General features: G+C 43.4%; 15 protein-coding genes and 1 pseudogene. 9 read left to right on the forward strand and 7 right to left on the reverse strand.

From position 1 onward, the window contains the following. Nucleotides 1-32: 32 nt before the first annotated feature. Both V7K67_RS01685 and V7K67_RS01690 read right to left on the reverse strand, forming a co-directional pair. Nucleotides 33-410 (reverse strand): hypothetical protein, encoded by a 378-nt coding sequence (locus V7K67_RS01685; RefSeq protein ID WP_334729661.1) that lies wholly within the window; start codon nucleotides 408-410, stop codon nucleotides 33-35. A 706-nt stretch (nucleotides 411-1,116) separates the two neighbouring features. Continuing rightward, nucleotides 1,117-2,088 carry a ParB/RepB/Spo0J family partition protein gene (locus V7K67_RS01690; protein ID WP_335165007.1) on the reverse strand — a complete coding sequence of 324 codons (972 nt, stop codon included), beginning with the start codon at nucleotides 2,086-2,088 and terminating at the stop codon, nucleotides 1,117-1,119. A gap of 582 nt (nucleotides 2,089-2,670) precedes the next feature. Here V7K67_RS01690 and V7K67_RS01695 point away from each other — a divergent pair. Together V7K67_RS01695 and V7K67_RS01700 are read left to right on the forward strand one after the other, a co-directional pair. Beyond that, nucleotides 2,671-3,378, forward strand: a complete 708-nt coding sequence (locus V7K67_RS01695; protein ID WP_335165009.1) for an amino acid permease — start codon at nucleotides 2,671-2,673, stop codon at nucleotides 3,376-3,378. A 6-nt stretch (nucleotides 3,379-3,384) separates the two neighbouring features. Further along, a pseudogene (locus V7K67_RS01700) lies at nucleotides 3,385-3,582 on the forward strand (hypothetical protein); the annotation flags it as partial. Nucleotides 3,583-3,691: 109 nt separating this feature from the next. Here V7K67_RS01700 and V7K67_RS01705 read toward each other — a convergent pair. Beyond that, on the reverse strand, nucleotides 3,692-4,948 hold the full coding sequence (locus V7K67_RS01705) for a pentapeptide repeat-containing protein (RefSeq protein ID WP_335165011.1): 1,257 nt from the start codon (nucleotides 4,946-4,948) through the stop codon (nucleotides 3,692-3,694). Nucleotides 4,949-5,359: 411 nt separating this feature from the next. Here V7K67_RS01705 and V7K67_RS01710 point away from each other — a divergent pair, with 411 nt between their 5' ends. The 5 genes from V7K67_RS01710 to V7K67_RS01725 all read left to right on the forward strand — a co-directional run bounded on the left by V7K67_RS01710 (nucleotide 5,360) and on the right by V7K67_RS01725 (nucleotide 12,188). Next, a complete protein-coding gene (locus tag V7K67_RS01710) occupies nucleotides 5,360-7,057 on the forward strand; it encodes a tetratricopeptide repeat protein (protein WP_335165013.1) in 1,698 nt (565 codons plus the stop codon). Nucleotides 7,058-7,123: 66 nt separating this feature from the next. Continuing rightward, on the forward strand, nucleotides 7,124-7,480 hold the full coding sequence (locus V7K67_RS01715) for a four helix bundle protein (RefSeq protein ID WP_334729655.1): 357 nt from the start codon (nucleotides 7,124-7,126) through the stop codon (nucleotides 7,478-7,480). A gap of 199 nt (nucleotides 7,481-7,679) precedes the next feature. Further along, entirely contained in the window at nucleotides 7,680-9,998 is a 2,319-nt protein-coding gene (locus V7K67_RS01720; protein WP_335165015.1) for a substrate-binding domain-containing protein, read from the forward strand. Nucleotides 9,999-10,403: 405 nt separating this feature from the next. Further along, nucleotides 10,404-10,649 carry an ATP-binding protein gene (locus tag V7K67_RS34265; protein ID WP_442943736.1) on the forward strand — a complete coding sequence of 82 codons (246 nt, stop codon included), beginning with the start codon at nucleotides 10,404-10,406 and terminating at the stop codon, nucleotides 10,647-10,649. 261 nt (nucleotides 10,650-10,910) lie between these two features. Continuing rightward, entirely contained in the window at nucleotides 10,911-12,188 is a 1,278-nt protein-coding gene (locus tag V7K67_RS01725) for a DUF4255 domain-containing protein (RefSeq protein WP_335165017.1), read from the forward strand. A 135-nt stretch (nucleotides 12,189-12,323) separates the two neighbouring features. Here the strand turns inward: V7K67_RS01725 and V7K67_RS01730 are convergent, their stop codons facing one another. The 3 genes from V7K67_RS01730 to V7K67_RS01740 form a co-directional block, all read right to left on the reverse strand. Beyond that, nucleotides 12,324-12,731, reverse strand: coding sequence for a type II toxin-antitoxin system VapC family toxin (locus V7K67_RS01730; protein WP_335165019.1), 408 nt, complete (start codon nucleotides 12,729-12,731; stop codon nucleotides 12,324-12,326). A 14-nt stretch (nucleotides 12,732-12,745) separates the two neighbouring features. Further along, nucleotides 12,746-12,979 (reverse strand): hypothetical protein, encoded by a 234-nt coding sequence (locus tag V7K67_RS01735; RefSeq protein ID WP_292864686.1) that lies wholly within the window; start codon nucleotides 12,977-12,979, stop codon nucleotides 12,746-12,748. Between the two features lie 236 nt (nucleotides 12,980-13,215). After that, the gene (locus V7K67_RS01740; protein WP_335165021.1) at nucleotides 13,216-15,774 is read right to left on the reverse strand and encodes an eCIS core domain-containing protein; all 2,559 of its coding nucleotides are present in this window, start codon (nucleotides 15,772-15,774) and stop codon (nucleotides 13,216-13,218) included. Between the two features lie 583 nt (nucleotides 15,775-16,357). Here V7K67_RS01740 and V7K67_RS01745 point away from each other — a divergent pair. Then, nucleotides 16,358-16,528, forward strand: coding sequence for a hypothetical protein (locus tag V7K67_RS01745; RefSeq protein WP_335165023.1), 171 nt, complete (start codon nucleotides 16,358-16,360; stop codon nucleotides 16,526-16,528). Nucleotides 16,529-16,563: 35 nt separating this feature from the next. Then, on the forward strand, nucleotides 16,564-18,528 hold the full coding sequence (locus V7K67_RS01750) for an ATP-binding protein (RefSeq protein WP_335165025.1): 1,965 nt from the start codon (nucleotides 16,564-16,566) through the stop codon (nucleotides 18,526-18,528). Nucleotides 18,529-18,574: 46 nt separating this feature from the next. Here the strand turns inward: V7K67_RS01750 and V7K67_RS01755 are convergent, their stop codons facing one another. Then, nucleotides 18,575-18,715 carry a hypothetical protein gene (locus V7K67_RS01755; RefSeq protein ID WP_334729644.1) on the reverse strand — a complete coding sequence of 47 codons (141 nt, stop codon included), beginning with the start codon at nucleotides 18,713-18,715 and terminating at the stop codon, nucleotides 18,575-18,577. Nucleotides 18,716-19,035 lie beyond the last annotated feature (320 nt).

Raw genomic sequence — 19,035 nt, forward strand, 5'->3', positions numbered from 1 at the left:
AGTCAAACCCAAACGGACTATTCCTGGATTTCTCACAAGCGAGAAATTGAGGGGTGTGGGGAGAATGAGGAGGAATTGAGAATGGGCGCTTCATATCGAGCGCTTTGTGCAACGCAGCACCTCCCCACCCAAAAGCGTGAGAAATTCGGGTATTCCCCTCTCCCGAATCGTAAAACAATGACATATTTGGGAGCAAAGTCCCCGCAACTCGGAATGGGAATACTGAGCAAAGAATTTTTACCTGTGAAGGGATTGGCAGCAAACTTCTCACCCATCCCAGCGATCGCTCCACTGACTTTGGGCAAGGACGTAGCAGGGGGAGGTGGAAAATAATTTTTATCGCTGCCATTGTCGCCCTGGGCTGAACTTGCCGATTCCCTTTGCCCATATTGACTTGAACTATCAAGCATAAATTTCCCCTTCGCAGTTTTGGATGACTGCGTTATGCAGATGTTACTGGTGTCAACCCCTTCTCTTCGAGACGCTACGCGAACGGGGAATTCAAAATTAAAGACAATCAGTGGGGGCTTGTACCCAGAATTAATTAATTTAAAATTATTCTTATTCTTCATTTTGAATTCAAAATGAAGAATAAGAACAAGCAGAGAGGAAGAGGTATGGGGAGTATTACTTCTCTACGAGAGGCGGCGCTAACGACAAGCTCAGTGACTGGAGAAACCCTATACATAAATGTAGGGTTTTGATATTAGGACACCCTCTGTCTCGACGGCAGTCCGCCCAAGTCTGGAAAAGAGCTTTCTTCGGCTTTCTCCACTACATGTCTAGACACAAATCTTTTTTGTTTGGCTTAAACAAATCGGATAAATATCTATCCTCTGTCCCTTTGTTTTTTCGGTTAGAATTTAGTTACATAGATGCTTAATTAATACTTCTACCACCAAACCTTTCCCTTTTATGAAAAATACTATTTTTTAGTAATCAATCTTCATAAGAGGAGGAACGCGAACGGTTACGGTAGCGAGGAAAGCAAGCGTCTGAATATTGGTTAAAAGCCAGTGGAATGGTGGGCGAAACTAGTATTAAATATTCTCGCCTTAATACTCTATCTCTTTATGGGTAGAGGATTCTGAATTCTCTATTCTGACATTAACGATATCAATCTTCTGTACTCAGCAGATATTGTAATTCAAAGAGCAAAGATTTAAATTTCTCCTGTTTGTCATGATCAGACCATACCTTAGACTTTTTGGCTTTTTTATAGGTCTTTTCCAGAAGTTTTTGAAGTTCCCCATTTTGGGATGGTGGTTGTAAAGCTTTGACCTGCTCTCGAATTTGGTTTAATGATAAAGAATGCTCTATCGCTGCTTCTAAAAGCTCTATGCGGTCATAATCTGACGAAATCTTATCTATCTCTCTGGCTTTAGTATATTCAATTTGCCCAGAGCGAAGAGCCTCTAAGATGTCACTGTGAAGATTAAGCAGCGGTACTCTGTGCGTTCTAAACGTCTCAGGCGTTATCCTACCAATGCTTGTAAATATCTCTTCCACTAAAAGTGACTCTTCTGGGCGGACATTGTTGTCCGCTAAACCTCGTTTGACCTTTGCTAGTTTATTCAGTAGAGAGATTACCCCTTGCCTATCAGTTTCCAATCTCAAACCTAATAAATCTAAAATCCCTTCTGTCTCCTCTACAGGATTTAGGTCTTCACGCTGTAAATTCTCAGTCAGTGCATACTGCATTGCTTGAAAGTCCGATATCTCCCTGATAGTTGCAGGCACTTCACTTAAACCTATATCCTTTGCAGCTTTGTATCTCCTCTCGCCAGCCACTAATTCATACTTATCTCCCATTGGTCGTAGCAGAAGGGGGACCAGGATGCCATTGCGCTTAACTGACTCCACCAGAGATTGCATTGCCTTGGGCGCAAAATAGCGCCGGGGTTGCGTTTTTGGCATGACAATCTTATCTAACGGTATCGTCGTAGCAGCCAAATTAGAACCTTCCTTATCTACCAACAATGTAGTAGCATGAACTACATCCTGTGAATCTTCTTTTTTGGCTCTAGCAACATTTTTAGGCTTGCTTGTTTTTCTAGTCGTTCGTTGGGTAGTTGGTTCGGGACTCACGTTGAAATCTCTTTGTATGGTGTTATCTAATACCAAGTGCAATAGAGTAACCAGATAAGTAATCTCACAGAATTATCTACACATAAATTTCTAGTCTGGATAAGGGTTTTATGTCTTAATTTTGTGTAACTACTTAAGAAACAGTATCGCGCGATCACCTAAGCGGAAATATAAAGAATTGTTGCGAAAAATGCTGGTTGGCTTGTAATAGAACTAACCGTATCCTCTTCGCCGACGGAATCCCAACTGGGAAACTGCACAATCACCGACTCACAGTAACGGTTTTGATGGAACAGTGAACCCGGATTTCTCACCACATCTCTCAAAACCTTGTGCTCTTGAGCAGAGGGGCAGAGGGGATTGAACTTGGCACATTGAACTCTCCTCTGCACCTCTGCACCTCTGCATTTCAAGCTTAGTTTCCCGATCAATGGGAATCAAAAACGCGGTCATCTCGTTTTTCTGAAGAATCTTTTCCCTGCGTTGCAAAACTAAATTACGAATTATTTGAATGAAATGGGAACTCTAAGTAATGAAATTCATAAAGCGTCACAGGATTCCGAATCATGTCTAATCCGACTCATGCCCCAAACCACCAGTCTTCTAATCTCGTTTGTCACCTATGGGACTTTCGCCTGTGAAACATCTTCTTCTTTTGTTGCTGACAGCCGCCGTCCTCAAAAGACCCTACTAGGTCTTAAGATTGCAGCTTGGTTGATGCTCCCGATTTATGTGGGAGGTTCTTGGGTTGTGATGCGGTTAGCCATAAATCCGGAACTCAAGGACAGTGCTTTTTTAAATCTGCTAGCCGCATCTGAGCCTTTCTGGGGAAAGTCAGCTGGTCTGATAATTACTTTTTTGCTGGCAGCTTCTTGCTTACTAGCTTGTGCGACAGTTGTTTCCAATTGTCCCCGAATTCTATATCAAATGGCGTATGACAAGTATTTATTGCCTGTCTTTGGGGTGGTGTCTCACCGTGGTGTATTCGGTTCTGGGTTGACGTTGACGCTAGTACTGAGTCTGACCTGCCTAATTTGGGGAAATGTGGCAGAGTTTAAGTATCGCTTACTGAAGCGATCTTTACCTCCTGTCTTCTTATTCCCACTCTGCGCTTTCAGGAAGCGAAGCTTCTTGTTGAGAAAGCGATGTTCCATTGGTTATGTTGGGGTACTCAAGGACTGGCTTATCCGGGCTGTGGCGGCGACATTGCATGAGTTTGGGGAATGTCAAGAGATTCCGTGTCAATACAATGATTTCTTCGTCAACGCCACTGTTGAGCCATTCAGTTAAATGTAGCGCCGTGTGGAAAGAGCGTTTTTTGAGGCGGGGAAGGCGCTGGCAGAATTGCGCGATCGCAGGCTGTACCGTTCAAGTCACAGCACGTTTGAAGATTATTGCCGTGTTCGCCCTTGGCGTTGGCGCAGCCATCACTTTGGTCATAGTCGCCAAAAGTCAAATTATCTGATTGCAGCAGCTGATGTCTACGAGAATTTGACAACAAGTGGAGTTAATGCGGTATCTCGGCTCAATACCGTATGAGCTTCGAGTTTTGTACACGTTCATCACAATCCCGCGTGAATTCATTCACTTCCCGATATGGAGTTCAGCACTTACCTTTAGAGCCGTTAGGCATGGTGGCATTGCAAAAGTTAGCATAGTCAAGCTTAATGCCGCTAAGAATAGTTTGTTGCAGATTAGCACCGCTTAGGTTAGCACGAGTTAAATTAGCCTTGCTTAGGTTGGCTTGACTTAGTTCTGCACCACTGAGATTTGCTTGTATTAAATTCGCACCGCTAAGGTTAACACCTTTAAGATTAGCTCCACTCAAATTAGCGCCACTTAAGTTAGTATTGCTCAAATCGCTACCGTTGAAGTCAACATTCTTGAGATTAAGACCGCTCAAGTCAGCACCGCTCAATTTCATCTTTTGTAAATTTGCCCCCTCCAACTTCAGTGCGCGTAAATTGCCGTTTTTCACCACCGTATCGCTGACATCTGCACCACGGAGATTAGCACTTCTCAAATCTACACTATCGAGATTTGACCCTCGTAAATCAGCAGTAAATAAGTTAGTACGCTGTAGCTTTGCCCTGCTAAGATTTGCATTGGTGAGGTATGCTCGTGCTAAATTAGCTGAATTTAAGTTAGAGTCTTCCAAATTTGCACTACCGAGGTAAGCATTACTCAGATTCGCACGACTCAGGTCTGTTTGTGTGAGAATTGCTCCGCGCAAGTCCGTCGCCATTAACCTACTGTCTTTCAAATTTGCTTCGCTGAAGCTGGCGTTTCTCAAATCACTGATAAAAAAGCTGGTTTTTTGGAGATTCGTCTGGTTGAAATTAGCTCCACTCAGCAGCGCATCTTCTAAGGTAGCTTTTTCCAGATTCGCCCCTGCTAAATTTACATTTCGTAAGTCAACTCCGTTAAAGTTCGCCCCTTTAAGGTCAGCTTCCTGCAAATCTTGGCGCACCCCTTGGTTAACCACCTGCATAACCAAACGCCATTTACTACTAATTACAGTGCGATCGCTCACGATAGTATTATTCCATCTCACTCCCTCCAACTTGGCATCAAGTAAATTAGCATTTTCTAAATTCGCGTTTCGCAAATCCGCATCTGTCAGATTCGCCTTCACCAGAAACGCTCCACGCAAATCCGCTCCATTCAAGTTCGCCCCCTTGAGATTCGCACCTCTTAGATTTGCTCCACGCAGATAAAAACCCTTGAGGTTAGCATTTACCAAATCACAATTCTCACACTCTCTGGTTTCTAGCAACCGCTTCACACTGTCAGAATTCGCCGCCTCAGCCACCGTTGTTAACAGCAAGGGGAAAATCAAAGAAATTATCAAAATTTTCATAACTCGACTATTTTTTTGGGAATACTAAGTTTTGGTGCTAATTGCTAGTTGCTAATTGCTAATGGCTAGTTGCTAATGGCTAATTGCTAGTTGCTAATTGCTAATGGCTAATTGCTAATTGCTAGTTGCCATTAACCATTAGCTATCAGCCATTAGCCATTAGCCATTAGCCATCAGCCATCAGCCATTAGCCATTAGCCATTAGCCATTAGCCATTAGCCATTAGCAACTAGCAATTAGCCATTAGCCATTAGCCATTAACCATTAACCATTAGCCATCAGCCATTAGCCATCAGCCATTAGCCATTAGCCATCAGCCATTAGCCATTAGCCATTAGCTATTTACATTCTTAACCCATGTTTAGTTATACTTTGCTACTTAGTATATTCCACAGGCCACTAATAGCTTTTATGCAGCGCCACCAAAAAACCTTTGGCATAGCGACCCTTACTTTATTTTTCTTGTCTCCTCAACTGTACAACGTCAAAAATGTATCAGCAAAAGTCGCCTCTCCCTTAGTATTGGCACTTACATTTGATGAAAAACTGAAAGACTTTAGCTACTGGTCTAATCTATGTAATTTACAGCTAGACGCACAAAAGTACGAAGAAGCCAAAGCTGCTTGCGAACAGGCGATAGTCCTCAAACCAAAAAATCCCTTGGCTTGGACTGACTATAGCGGTGTGCTGCTGTTGATGAAACAATATCCAGAAGCGATCGCTTCTTCTGAGCAAGCGCTCAAATTTAACTCGAAAACTTCCCTGGCATTCACCTACAAGTGCATGGCGTTAATGGCTTTGGGACGCAATGAAGAAGCTTTAGACACCTGCAACCAAGCGCTAAAAGTTGATGGTAACTGGGGAAGAAAATCGCCGAAGCTAGCATGGTTCCATCGCGGGCTGATTCTCAGTCATCAAAATCAGTACGAAAAAGCAATTGTAGCTTTTGACCGGACGCTGTTGTTGCAGCCAAAAGAGTCCTTAACCCTGGCATATCGCTGTGAGGCGCTGAACAAACTGGGACAATTTATTGAAGCAATTGCTACATGCAATCAAGCTTTAAATGGTAACGGTGATTGGGGAAATAAAAGCCAGACCTTCGCCTTGGCAAATCGGGCAATTGCCCATCGTCAGTTGAACAAATTAGAACAAGCCATCGCCGATTATGACAAATTGCTTACCATTGACCCGAATGATGCGATCGCTTGGGCTGCCCAAGCTACAGTTTTAGAGAAACTGTCCCGCAACACTGAAGCGCTTACTTCCTACGATCGCTCCATTGCCCTCAACCCTAAATACTCCTTTGCACAGGTAGGACGCTGTACTATTCTTAACAAAAATCAACAGTATAAAGACGCAGAAGCAGCTTGTAACGAAGCAATTAAAGGAGATGGCAATTGGCAAGAAATTGGTCTGGCTCAGGCGTGGAACGAGCTAGGCGAGGCACAGGCAGGACAGGGGCAGTATGATAAAGCACTTGCATCCCTACAGCGAACAGTGGGGATGAAACCCGACTACGCAGAAGCTTGGAGCAATCGCAGCGTGGCGCTTTGGCACTTAGAACGATATAAAGAAGCGCTTGAATCGACTAAAAAGGCGATCGCACTCAATCAGAACTACACCCAGGCATGGTTTAATCAGGGTACTATATTGAGCAAACTAAAACAGTATAATTACGCACTTTTGGCTTACAACAAAGCGCTAGAACTCGAACCAAACAACGCTGAAGGCTGGGCAAACCAGAGCGTTGTCCTCTGGCAGTTAAAAAACTATAACGAAGCACTAGCATCTACAGACAAAGCTCTTTTGTTCAACAGCAAGTCTTTTGAAGCTTGGTACAACCGGGGCATAGTGCTAACAGACATGAAACGTTATGAAGAAGCTTTGTTTGCGTACAAGCGAGCGGTGAAAATCAATCCACAAAGCGCTGATGCTCTCACTGGACGTGGAGTAGTCCTCTCTAAACTCAAGCGCTATCAACAAGCAGTGCCAGTTTTGCAAGCTGCCCTTAAACTCAATGAAAATCAACTTGTAGCAAAATCAACATTAAAGATGGTCATGCAAGAGTTAGTAAAAGAGGCGCAAAGTACGACACTAGTTAAACCGTAAATTGCTAATGGTTAATGGCTAATGGCTAATGGCTAATGGCTAATAAGTGTAATTAAAGGAGTTTTAGTGGGTAGACCTAATTTTGAGAGATTAGAAGTTTACAAACTGTCAGAAAAGTTGGCGGATGAAATTTGGCAAATTGTCAAGGGCTGGGACTATTTTGCTAAGGATACTATTGGTAAACAAATCGTTAGGGCTGCCGATAGCATAAGTGCAAATATTGCAGAGGGTGAGGGGCGATATAACTTTCAAGATAATCGACGTTTTATCAAAATTGCCAGAGGTTCTTTATATGAAACAATAAATTGGCTAAGACGCGCTTACAAGCGAAATCTCTTAACAAATGAACAAACCAAACTACTCAATCCAATTATTGATGAACTATCACCAAAACTTAATGCTTACCTTAAGTCTATTGGCTAATGGCTAATAGCTAATGGCTAATGGCTAATGGCTAATGGCTAATAAAAAAATTAGCAATTAGCAATTAGCAATCAGCAATCAGCAATCAGCAATTAGCAATCAGCAATTAGCAATTAGCAATTAGCAACTAGCAATTAGCAATCAGCAATTAGCAATTAGCAATTAGCAACTAGCAATTAGCAATCAGCAATTAGCAATCATGTCAATAAAAAAGCTCCCACAGACCATAGTCAAAGTTTATTTACAACGGTATCCAATTCAAGTTAGGCTGTCTCAGTTCAATGTGCTGAGACGGTATTCTTGGTTGCAGCCAATTCTGGCAGACATTCACGATGAGTTATTTCCAAAAGAAGCCGATACAGCAGAAGAAACTAAAAAGCCTATTTTTGAATCCGTTGTCTTGCCAAAAGAAGCAGGTGTACAATTCTCTAACTCGCCTTACAAGCGCTATCGTTGCTCTGACAAAGACCCTCTAAGGTGCGATCGCTCTTCTCATATACCAGAGGATGAGTCCAGAATTAAGACTTGCCAGTTGTGCGGTTTCCCGTCCCTTTTAGCAAACAACTCAGAAATTAAGGGCGATCGTGGAATTTATCGGATTGAGAAATATTTAGGTAGGCGTGGTATAGGGCGACTTTATGCCGCTACTCAGCTAGGAGTAAATGAGCCTGTCGTCATTAAAGAATATTTGTTGCCAGGACGGTATTTCAATGAAGATGAAACGCGGCAGCACAAACAACTGTTTAAGAATTTGGCTGGTATCAGCTTTGCTGATGGTAGAGTGCAAGATTTCCGGTTTTTGCAGCCATTGGAAGCGATCGCCGATGCAATGGATGAACGCTGTTATCTGGTAATCGACGAACGGTATGACTGTCCCACGCTGAACCGCTATTTAAGTTTGGGAGCAATGTCAGACTGCCAGGTAAAAAAAGTGGCGCATCAAGTGTTACAAACACTGGAATTTCTCCACGGTCAAAAGTTTCGTTTTAAAGCAGGAGGAGTGCAAAATGGATTAATTCATGGCAATCTCAACCTTGATACTTTACTGCTAATCAAGGGTGAATCTTTCGCACAGGATAATCTAGATTTCTTTATTTATCTATCCGATTTAGCTGTATGGGAAGGACTGTTCAATCCAATTCAAGACAAATCTCTTCCCTCTTTACAAAAGTCCCAGGATTTAGTTTCCTTGGGTTACATTGCCTTTTACTTGCTGGCGGGAAGAGTTGTTACAGAAATGGGTGAACCCCTTGATCCCAGAAATGAAAAGCACTGGGGAGGCGCAGATCCTCAATTGAAGGCATGGATACTACGACTGATGGAGTTGGAATTGCCATTTGAGAATGCTTTTTCTGCCCGTCAAGAATTACAACGGTTGCCTAGTGCATCACTAGCCCTTGTACATCGAAAAGAAGCAGAGCCTGAGATAGAACCTGTCAGAAAGTTTCCTCGTGTGTTAATACTGCTTTTAAGTGCCGTAGGTTTGGGAATGCTTGGGTGGCTGGTATGGATGCTGATTAATAAATCGCAGTTAAGTACTGCTACGGAGAATACACCAAAAATTTGTTGTTTAAAAGATGTGGCAGCAATTCCTCCCGGTAAGTTTACTTACACCTCTGCACGCGATGGTATTTGGCAATATGTACTTCGACAGCCTGATTTAATTGCCAAAAATCAAAAACTAGAACAAAGATTGCAAGCTGCACAGCCCAAGTTATATCTGAGTTATCAGCCAGCAGAATCAACAGCAGATGCTATTGCCAAAGTTCAGTCAGGACAAACAGCTTTTGCGATTGTCCCATTAATTCAACCATTACCAAGAGACTTAGAGGCGCAGACAATTGCCTACGATGGTTTAGCAGTTTTCGTTGCCTTCAGCTACGCTCAACGTGAAAAAGGACTACCACAAAAGCTTAACGGACAGATTACTTTGGAGCAGTTGCGTCAATTGTATGCAAAAAAAGTTGATTCTTGGGTGGAGTTGGGTGCTTCTGAATTGCCCGTGAATTTGTATGCACCAAAAGATAAAGAAGCGGTAGAAATATTCCAGCAATTAATGTTGAATAAAAAAGAAGATATGGAAAGCAGAAATGAAAAACACTTTGCTATATCTAAGCTTAATAAGCTACCAGAATTTGAGATGATGCGAACAGTAATCCAAGATTTTGAATCCCGACAAATAGGGGGAATTGGATTTAGTTCCTTAAGCAAAATTGTTGGTCAGTGTTCTGTTTATCCCTTAGCTTTACAGGCAAAGGGGCAACCGCCGAAACAGGTAATTGTATTGAATAATAACAGGGATATCGACCCCAGCACAGACTTGTGTGACAAGAAAGGCAGTTATCATCCCAAGGCTGAGTTATTGAAGAACGGACAATATCCTCTGGCATATCCAATTGTGATCGTCTATCCCCGCGATAACGATCGCCCCCGTATCGGTGAAAAATTTGCCGAAATTCTCAAAACCCGTGAAGGTCAGCGCTTGCTAGGTCAAACGGGTTTAACACCTTTGGAATAAAAAGGCTGGCTAATTGCTAGTTGCTAATTGCTAATTGCTAATTGCTAATTGCTAGTTGCTAATTGCTAATTGCTAATGCTCTTTTGTTACTTTTGGCAGATAATAATCTGTAACTCTTGCTCAGACAGGATTTTGCCTATTGAGCTTTGTTTGGAGTTTCTATTAGTTTGCGATCGCTAATTTTCTCACTAAATCTAGGTTTCATCATTTAGCCTCAATTTTTATTTCCCCAGAGTGACAAAAGAGGGCTATTCAGTCCATTGGCGGTGCAGGGATGCCTTTTAGGAATTTTTATTATGGCTTCCGAATGCGCCGATTACTTTAGCAGTGGATCGGTGGCAGCTAAAGCAAGTTTTCGACAATTTATTGAGCAATGCTGTTAGTTTTAGCCCATAAGGGGGAACTATTAGCTGGCACTGGCAAATATTTAGAAATGAAGCAATTTTTCAAGTACGCGATCGCGTCCCTGGAGTTGACCCAGAAGTTCTTTTACAAGCATTTGCGCCTTTTTATACTCAAAGACCAGGAGGAACAGGGTTAGGATTAGCGATCGCTAAAAAAATTATCCTCGACTATCGCGGCAGTCTTTGGGTTTTGGGTAGAAATACGGTTCGGTTAAGATCCCCCCGCCTACGGCGACCCCCTTTTTAAGGGGGTATAAAGAGGGTTTTAAGCCCCCCTTTTAAGGGGGGTTGGGGGGATCTTCGAGGAATAAACAGGTTAACCGAACCGTTTTGGGTAGACAATCTCCCTGAAGAGGCGCACAGTTCTCCTTTACATTACCTCGCTGATCAAAACTGGCAATTACAGAAATGAGGCCATTTATTGTAATAACTAAGTCACACCAATTTTAAGAAATGATTGCGATACATGAGGTACAGAACCTTAACACAAAAAAATAATAGATAACAGATGAGTAATTATTTAGCTATTGCCACTGTAACAGCAGTGCTACAAAGAACCTTGCAGGCAAGCATTCAACTAGATGTAGATAACGCTAGGGTAACAACAGTTAAGCCTAGTAATTTGGGAAGCGGTACGTCAGAAACAGGGGTTAATTTATTTCTTTACCATGTCACACCCAATCATATCTGGAGTAACAATCATGGACATGGCTACAGAGAATCTAATGGACAGCCAACCAAACGCAGTCAAAGAGGTTTAGACCTCTACTATTTGCTGAGTTTCTATGGCAATGAAGTCGAATTGGAACCGCAACGTCTGCTGGGTAGCGTTGTGCGATCGCTGCAAGACTATCCAATAATTAATCCGCAGATAATTCAAGATGCGCTGGCTGACTCCAGCTTTAGCTTTTTAGCTGATTCTGACCTCGCTAATCAAGTAGAATTAATCAAAATTGAGCCACTTGATTTGTCTTTAGAAGATTTATCTAAGGTGTGGTCTGTACTTTTCCAGACTCCCTATAATTTATCAGTTGCCTACCAAACCAGCGTTGTCTTAATTGATGGGGCGGAGTCTGCTCAAAAAGCTTTGCCTGTGGGGGAATACAAACCTTTACTTGTGCCTTTTATGGCTCAACCGATGGTAGAAAAAGTTGTGTCCCAAGCAGGTGTATATCAGCCAATTTTAGCAGACAGTTCTTTGATGATTCGAGGTCAGCGGTTAAAGGGCGATGTCACCCATGTGCGGATAGGTGATGTGGTGGTGACTCCAGAACAGGTAAGTGAAAAGCAGATAGTTTTGCCTCTGTCTTTGGTATCTGCTGATGAGTTGCGGGCTGGTGTGCAGAGGTTGCAAGTGGTTCATCAAGTAATGACAGGGATACCACCAGCGCCTAGAGGCAGAGTGGAGTCAAACGCTGTAGCTGTTGTAGTGCGCCCGACGATTATACAAGTTAAAGTATCTAAGATTCAAGGGAGTGGAGATGAACTGCGATCGGCTGAGGTAAGTATCAAAGTTAATCTCAAAATTGCCAAAGGGCAGCAGGTAGTTTTGTTGCTAAATGAGCGTTCGTCAAATGATCCTGTAGGTTATATGTTTGAAGCTTCTAAGCGACGGCAAGAAAAGACTAATTTGATTAAATTTGTGATCTCTGGAGTCAAGACAGGTGAATATTTAGCGCGTGTACAAGTGGACGGTGCGGAAAGTATTTTGAGCGTGGATACAAATCCAGATAGTCAAACTTTTAATCAGTATATTAGCCCCAAAATAGTGATTAGAAATAGGTAATGATGTTACTTGTAATTTCCGAAATTTTATAACCATAGTAGGTTGGGTTGAGGCACGAAACCCAACATCTTCGGGACTTTGTTGGGTTTCGCTATCGCTCAACCCAACCTACAAGATCAGGCGATCGCACTTATTTTAAGGGATAACCTCAAACGATGAATTATCCCACAATCGATAAATGTAAAAATCTCCATCAAGGGTGAAAATTTGTCTAGTATTCAGCATTTCAGCCGTTGCTACCAAAGAGGCATCTGCTAAGTCCATCGGAACATCTCTATATTGTTCCATTAAGTTTCTCATCCGAGTTAAATTATCTGAAGTTTGCTCAGATATTATCAATAGCTTATCAACAACATAACTCCATAATTCTTGTTGTGCTAACCAACCCCCGTATCTCCCCAATAAATACATCGCTTCGGTCAAACAAAAACAAGTCGTGATTAGGGGGGCTGACAATGATGGTAGAATATCAACGCAGCGTTGATGATTGTCATCACCTCGATTAATTAGAGCAATTAGAGGAGAAGCATCGCAAAGTGTCATGCCTTTTATGTTGATCAGTCTTTATTTTCTAAAAACTCTGTAAATGCTTCTTCCACTCGCCCTGATAAGTTCGATGGCTGAAAGTTAACTTGTCCAATCCTTCCTTTTAATGTTTGATCTAGGGTTAGTTTTGGAGAGTCATTAGAAGATAGGCTGGGCAAAATGGTCAAGATGACTCGCTTACCTTCTAATTCAGCAGTATGCTGTAGAATTTCTTCCCAAGTTCCTTCTAGTCTTTGTTGTTCCATTCGTGGAATTTTTAACTGGTTTATCTTGAGTTTAGCAAATGGATGGTAGGTTACGTTTCATACTTTGCACCGTACAAGATTCAGAAGATTGCACCCACCACCACCAGCATAAATTAGAGTTCGCTTGACTTTTAAGCTCGTAGGGTGCGAATTCGACAGCGTAACGCACCGGAAATCAAGAGTTGGTGCGTTACATTTCATTCACGCACCCTACAAGATCGAGCGAGCGATCGCCCTCAGTACTTGAGAGCCGCCCTCCTCTTTGATTCTATCTTTAATTGTTTTTTCGTACTCAGTGTCGCTAGCTTTTTTTTGGGCACGGTTATCGTTACTATACTGTCTCCCACATTTTTGAATTGTAACTTTTGCAGCTCGGTTCTATACTGTGCAAGGTCTAAGGACTCAGAACCTTGCTCATTTTCGTCTTCATTTATCAGGAATTGATTACGTAGACGCTTTTTACACATTGGAAGCACCTTCATTAAGCTTTCATTAAATATCTTTTCCTGAGAACCATTAAATGTTAATTGACCGAATCTGGATGATATTTGCATTGTACCCTCTGTCTGCAAAAGCCCATCGAACAAGTTGTTTGAGAATAGAGACCCATAGTGATTAAATAGCGGTAGCATATATTTCACTTTGGTAACGAGGTTTACTGAATCCGGTGTTTGAGTAATAGTTGCATTACATTCCCACAGGTTTGCGAATCCCAGATATCTATTGCTCAACTTCATCCCCTCCATACTATTCTCAAGCATGGAGTTTCTCGGTACACCCATTGCTTGTTCGTGATAGTTCTCCTGACGAACTTTTACTGTCTCAACTCCCCACTGGAGATCGCGATCAAGCCGATCAATAGTTGCTCCAGTTCCAGGATTAAACACCCACCGGGCAAAACCTCCTTTTGGAAGGATTTCTTGATCAAGGTTGTTGGTTAATCCTTCGGGCGTTTCTATTTCTATAGATATCCATTGTCTCTGATGCGAATGCTGTACTCCTCCTCCGCTCCTCCAGCGTACATGGAGCGGCCGCTCCATGGAAGCTAACTTAGACAGTTCAAGTACATCATGCTCAATTGGGATCATATGTGAATTTGCTGCTAGCGTACCAGATACCAGGTTATGAGACTGAGTAGCACCTCCAAGGCGTGCGCCTCGGATGTGTAACCACTCCCAGTTGGTCACATTTGCATTTAGGTCGCCTGTGGCTAAGGCATAGGCTGAGGCATTGATATTATCCATCGCGGCATCCTGACCTTCCTCCCGGTCTTTGCCTATTAAAGCGGAAGTCACTTTCTGGTATGAGTCTTGCGGTTGCTTTAAGTTACTAACTCTTTTCAAAATTGATTTTCTAATATTCTCTGTGACACTGTTAGAATCGTTTGTCTTTTCATCGTTATTTGCACCCCACTTAAATACAGCATTTACATTACGAGAAAGCATTGTCTGGGTGGATTGTTCTCTAACATACAGGTAGTTTTCATAATTTACCCGCTCTATATAGTGGGGGAATTCGGTTTCATAAACCTGCTGACGTATCTCTTCTAAATTCTTGTTATCAACTGGCTCAAATTTCACATACTGATATCGCTTTTCTCCGTCTTTTTTCGTCAGATTGACAGGAGGAGGAAAAGATGAATTGTAGTAAAGTATACCTCGAGGTTCCTCAAAGCGAAAGTCCATCTTTCCAATATTTCCGGTTGTATTTTCTCTCTTCTTCAAGTTATCTGTTAGACTTTTAACCACGGTTTCCTGCGCTGATAGCGAGAGTGTTTTGAGCGCCAGAGGTTGAGAAATACCAGACTTAACAATGGCTTGTTTTTTCAGCAAGTTTTGAACTAGGTCTAAATTAGGTTCAGACAGGTCGAGTTCTTTAACTTTGGATAGATCGAGATAAATATCCTTTCCACAATCTATTGAATACATAAGCCAGCGAAATTTACCGCTTGTCTCGTTTTTATACTTCCAGACATATTCATTGAGGTTGCTGTCAGACTTAACAAACTTGCGAGTAATTATAGAGGAGGAAACACTTTGTGAGGCTTGTTGAACACCACTCCCACCCTGCTGCACCACATGGGTCAACTCATGGGCGATCAACTCCTGCCCCCCTCGACTCCCCGGCTCATACGCCCCCTGCCGAAAGAACACATCCTGCCCCGTGGTAAACGCCTTCGCCTGAATCGATCGCGCCAACATATCCGCCTGCGCCCCCGTATGCACGCGCACGCCGCCAAAATCCGCCCCAAACGACCTCTCCATCGGCTCTCTCACCGTCGCAGACATCGGCTGTCCCCCGCCTTTGGCACGCACTAACTCCCCTTCCCACTCGCTAGAAATTTCTCCCCCTGCATCACCCGCCGCCCGCACAGTTATCTGCCGTTGCACTCGTCCCGCTTCCCCACCGTTGGCTATACTCTCCCCCTCCGACGTTGTATTGCTTGCTCGGAATGGGTCACTGTGAATTTCATCTACCACTTGCCGCGCCACCCGGTCAGCCTCTTGCTCGTACACATCGCCCACTGTGCCGAGGGTCAGCTTTGCTTGCACTCCTAAGAGTCCCAATATCGGTAAAGGTGCGGGTGGGCTGGCTGATGCGAGTGAGCGGTTGATATTATCAATCATCCCTCCCGGCTGATTTTCTTTCATCTGTAATTGGTCTTGGCTGGCTTGCTTCCCCTCTTCCTTTCTCGCTATCTCAGGAAATGGTCTGGCGGAGAATCCAAAACTTGCTGTTTGCACTGCGGGGGGTTGCCACGATTTCGCCTGTACCTTACCACTCTGTTTGGACATAATTTTTCCTCGCTACCCTCTATTTAATGTCTGATATTTTCGGGGAATTCTTGGATTTCTACTATAGCTGAAAGTATAATAATGCACTCATCTTTAACAATTAATTAGTGTAACGGCGAAGCTTCTGGATACAAGCATTCTTGTTGTGTTACAAAGGTTATTGCCCAATAGTTTGGTGAAAGTTTTCATCTTTTTAGATTCCCCCAACCCTCCTGAAAAGGACTACACTGTACACACAAGTTGGATTACCCCCCTTAATCCCCCCTTTACAAGGGGGGAAACTAGAAAATCTTGTTCCCTCGCCTTTATAAGGCTTGGCGTACACACAAGTCGAATTACCCCCCTTAATCCCCCCTTGTAAAGGGGGGAAACTAGAAAATCTTGTTCCCTCCCCTTTATAAGGCTTGGTGTACACACAAGTCGAATTACCCCCCTTAATCCCCCCTTGTAAAGGGGGGAAACTAGAAAATCTTGTTCCCTCCCCTTTACAAGGGGAGGGTTAGGGTGGGGTAAGAGATGTCGGGGAAGCCTTACAATTTTCAGGATTGCTATATCCTGCGTTATGGACACGCCAAATCAACAAATGAGTTCGCCAAATCAACAAATGCGATCGCCATATCAACAAATGCGATCGCCATATCAACAAATGGGTTCGCTAAATCAACAAATGGGTTCGCTAAATCAACAAATGGGTTCGCTAAATCAACAAATGCGAACGCCATATCAACAAATGCGTAGGCGTAGCCAGCCGTAGGCATCGCTCAAATAACAATCCTATATATCCAAGCTATGACAAATACGGGACTACCAAACTGGTATCAAACCAACTGGCAAATCATTCAGCAAGAAATCTTTCGCATTCGTCAGTGGTTAGAAACATATATAGAAGACAAACCCCAGGACGTAATTGACTATGCGATCGCCCCAACCAGTGCCTTAGCTCAAATCTGCTCAAAATTTCATTTATCTGCCTTTGCACGGGATATCCTCTTGCTGTGCGTGGGTATGGAAATAGATCCCACATTTGCCACCCTTTGCGCCAAAGCCAATGACAACAGCGATCGCAATTATCCCACCCTCAGTTTAGCCCTTGCCATTTTTCCCAGAGCCAGTTTCTCTGTCCTCTCTCCCCAAAATCCCTTGCAACGATGGCAATTAATTGAATTTGCCCCTGGCTTTTCCCTCACCCAAACGGCGATTAGAATCGACAAACGCATTCTCTGTTATCTGTTAGGGGAAGCCGCCGTTGACGAACAACTCTTAGGAATTGTCACTTTCCCGGAACCTGAACCAGAAACCCTACCTTTGCCTCCTTCCCACGCCGGAATTTGCGATCGCATAATAGCCACTTGGTCGCAAGCCTCGCGCAAATTACCCCTGTTGCAATTATGCGGTTCCGAATCTACCACCAAATATCAAATTGTCAGCAATATTTGCGACACTCTCGGCTTTAACCTCGGCATAATTTCCGCCGCCGTCCTTCCCAGTCTCCCCCAGGAACTGCATCAACTCAAGCGCTTATGGGAAAGAGAAGCGATATTAGGAAATCGGCTATTATTACTCGACTGTGACTCCATCTCCACTGCCGATCCTGTGAAAACAACAGCGATTTCTCTATTGATTGAAAATCTCCAGACCCCGGCAATTATCAGCACCCTAGAACGTCTGCCGACTCGACAACAAACTTTCGTCAGCTTTGATGTTCCCCCCCTCAGCTTCCACGAACAAAAAACCCTCTGGGAAATTCATCTTGGTACAGCAGCAAACCAACTCAACGGACAACTGAATAAGCTAGTATCCCAATTTAACCTCACTCCAGCCACCATTAAAGCCGCCTGCCTTCAAGTCACCAGTTCTTCAGATATTTCTCCCCCAATTCATACAGGGCTTGGGGGCATCTCCTCCCAACTTTGGGATTTTTGCCGCACTCAAGCCCGCCCTCGCCTCGATGACTTAGCCCAACGCATCAACGCCAAATCTACTTGGGATGACTTAGTGCTACCAGAAGCCCAACGTCAGGTACTTTCTGATATCGCCACTCATCTGCAACAACGGTCTAAAGTTTACCAAGACTGGGGCTTTGCTGGCAAAAGCGATCGCGGTTTTGGTATCACCTCCTTGTTTCACGGCGAAAGCGGTACTGGTAAAACAATGGCAGCCGATGTATTAGCACAGCAATTTCGCCTCGATCTCTACCGCATCGACCTCAGCGCCGTTGTCAGCAAATATATAGGCGAAACCGAAAAGAATTTAGCCAAGATTTTCGATGCCGCCGAAGCCGGAGGAGTAATCTTACTGTTCGATGAAGCCGATGCTTTGTTTGGCAAGCGTTCGGAAGTTAAAGATAGCCGCGATCGGCACGCTAATGTAGAAGTAAGTTACTTGCTTCAGCGCATGGAAGCCTACGGCGGTTTAGCAATTTTGACAACTAACCTAAAAAATGCTTTAGATACCGCCTTTTTGCGCCGCATCCGCTTTATGGTAGACTTCCCCTTCCCAGCCGCACAATATCGATCGCAAATTTGGCAGCGCATTTTCCCACCGCAGACACCAATCAAAGGGCTAGACTATCAGAAACTCGGACAGTTACAAGTCGCTGGAGGCAACATCCGCAACATTGCCATGAATGCCGCTTTTATCGCCGCTGATGCAGATGAACCAGTAATGATGAAACATATTCTCCTGGCAACGCAACGAGATTATCTGAAATTGCAAAGACTTCTGACAAAAGAAGAAGTCAAAGGCTGGGTATAAGTCAATACAGTTCAGTTCAGCCAAAACCCTCATGTAGAGACGCGATTCATCGCGTCTGAAAGACCAATAACCAATGCCAATAACCCTTAACACGAAGCGTATTGGGGTATAAGTAGTTTTGTCGGTTGGGTGCAGCGATCGCGTAACCCAACATAAAATTTGGTGGTAATGTTGGGTTGCGTTTCACTCCACCCAACCTACATAAATATATCTTTTAAAAAACTCTAGGTTTCAACATAGATGAGGTTTATCATCATAGCCAAATAAGTTTTCTAAACCAATGAACATAACTTATTTACTGACACATATATGACTGTAGATAGCGAAGTTTATCTAATAAAACGTGAGTTCGACAAGTCTTATTTGACCAAGCCCCGTTGGGGCGGGGTGTGGGGTGTGGGGTGTAGGGTGTAGTCCCTAGCTATCTAATTGGTATTTCAGGGCTTGAGACTCAAGCACAGAGAGAAGTTCGGTATGTTGATTGACTAAACCTTGTATTGCGGTAAT

The sequence above is a fragment of the Nostoc sp. genome (assembly GCF_036917155.1).
Taxonomy (GTDB): Bacteria; Cyanobacteriota; Cyanobacteriia; order Cyanobacteriales; family Nostocaceae; genus Nostoc.